At 31.5% G+C, this 1746-nt stretch carries 2 protein-coding genes; both read left to right on the top strand.

Annotated features, from left to right (window positions below):
• Positions 1-1160: hypothetical protein (locus AOG54_RS09865; protein ID WP_162200850.1), on the top strand; the 1160-nt coding region annotated here is incomplete at its 5' end.
• 31 nt (positions 1161-1191) lie between these two features.
• The gene (locus AOG54_RS03365; RefSeq protein ID WP_055032413.1) at positions 1192-1677 is read left to right on the top strand and encodes a PadR family transcriptional regulator; all 486 of its coding nucleotides are present in this window, start codon (positions 1192-1194) and stop codon (positions 1675-1677) included.
• Positions 1678-1746: the final 69 nt, after the last annotated feature.

Here is a 1746-nt window from a genome sequence, read left to right as displayed (position 1 = left end):
AGGTTACAGGTGTGCACTGGTACAACCAGACATCAAGCATGCTTCCAGCCCCTGGCTCTGGCGATGTACCACTCTATGTCACATTCACAGCACTTGCAACTGAAAATGTAAGTGGATTTATAAACCTTACATCACCTTTTAGCTACAGCTATATATCAGGTCCTAACAGTGATGTTAAATCAGTGTATACACTATCATTAACAGCAGGACATAGCTATACAATAATGCAGATGGTGAACATAAGCGCCAGTGCATCAGGTAATTTATATGAGGAAAATATAACATTATCAACATCATCTGGTTCATCAAATGCAAACTTTACCCTTCCCCTTGGCCAGCCCAGTTTATCTGTGGTAACATATTATACAAATCCCCCTGTGATATATCAGGATCAGAAGGGAATAAAATTAACAGTGGTAACATCAAATACAGGAACAAGCAATGCAAATAATGTAACCGCAGGAATTTATTCTAAATATTTTAATGTTATATCACCTGCAAATTATAGCATTAAGTATTATCCGCTTGGTAAAATTCTGAACTTTACATTCTATTTAAATGCCAAAAATGTCTCAGGCAGCGCGCCTATTTATTTTTCAATGTATAATATAACATATACACTTAAATCAAGGATAAATTCAGATCAGTATGTTAATCTAAAAATAACTGAGGCATCAGATAAACTGGTCTCGGGTGAGAAAAAACAGATAATTACATTTTATATAAACAATACAGGCAATAAAACATTCAGGGATTTAAATATACACATGCTAATGCCAAGTGTAATATCAATACACATACCATCATCAAACCCACTGGCAGCCCTGGATGCGGATAATGTTACATACTCCTCCTTAAAACCCGGGCAGTCCCTGAAGGTTACATTTATAGTCGATGTTTCTGATGTATACAGTGGTAATTATCCTGTTCAGCTCCTTGTGGAATACAGGTTTAATAATACGGAATCTGTATTCTACAAAACCGCAACATTTACAGAAAAGGTATCACCATCGCCTGATGAGGAAATCGAACATAACATAATAAAACCAGAATATCTTGTTCCAATAGTACTTGTAATAGCCATATTAATAATAATAGGAGCAGCGGTAAGGCACAGCCATAAAAAGGAAAAAAATATGAATAAAAATAACAAAAAATAAATTTAATTAAAACTTTATCAAATGTGAAACTATGAATGATTATACACTAAGAATACTGTATATACTTAACCTGAAGGAAATGACAGGTTACGGCCTCGCAAAACGTATATTAAGCACAAATACCCACAGGAATATATCAAATGGTGCGTTAATGCCCGCAATAAATAATTTATTAAAAAAAGGATTAATATATTCAAAAATTATAAACAATAAAAAATATTATTTTTTAACGGATTCCGGTAAAAAACTGATAAATAACCTGATGGAACTTAATGATGAGATCAAAAATGAGGCCATTATAGATACAATAAGCCAGGAATTTCCATATATAAACGTATTCACAGACATTAATGATTTTACTGTTCTTAAAAATGTAATTAAGAAAATAGGCCCGGGAATTATTAATCTTATAAGGTACTCATTTATACTGGAAAAAAATGGGCAAAAAGAGAAACTTAATGATATAATAAATTATCTTAATGAATTTAATCCTGAGAAATTACAGAAAACAAAATAATATTTATTGGTAATTGATGATATGAATAATAATTTAAAAAGTAAATTTTTAAAAACTTATTTAATAATG

The organism is Acidiplasma aeolicum (assembly GCF_001402945.1).
Lineage (GTDB): Archaea > Thermoplasmatota > Thermoplasmata > Thermoplasmatales > Thermoplasmataceae > Acidiplasma > Acidiplasma aeolicum.
This window is presented reverse-complemented; position numbering and strand designations above follow the sequence as displayed.